A 251-nucleotide genomic window follows, 5' to 3' on the forward strand; every position below is an offset into this window, starting at 1 on the left:
GCGACAACCCTAGCGCCAGATGAGTCAAACCCCAGACCAAATGATTTTAAAAATATTTGATCTTCCTCTCTAAGTATTGGATTACCTTCATCATCATATTTACATGATATTTGACCACTAAAATCTTGAAACTCGAAATCAAATCGAGGGTCATTCGAGTAACGTTCTAGAATGTCTGTTTCAAAAAACCTAAAACTCATTTGAGGCGCTGATAGAGCTAATTCAACGCTATATTTCGCGTACCCATATAT

The 251-nt window shown here is 36.7% G+C and carries 1 pseudogene; it reads right to left on the reverse strand.

Features of this window, described 5'->3' with window-relative positions:
- Positions 1–251: pseudogene (locus AAEY62_RS23695) on the reverse strand (hypothetical protein); the annotation flags it as partial.

The sequence above is a fragment of the Pseudoalteromonas sp. GW168-MNA-CIBAN-0100 genome, assembly GCF_040309225.1.
Lineage (GTDB): Bacteria > Pseudomonadota > Gammaproteobacteria > Enterobacterales > Alteromonadaceae > Pseudoalteromonas > Pseudoalteromonas arctica.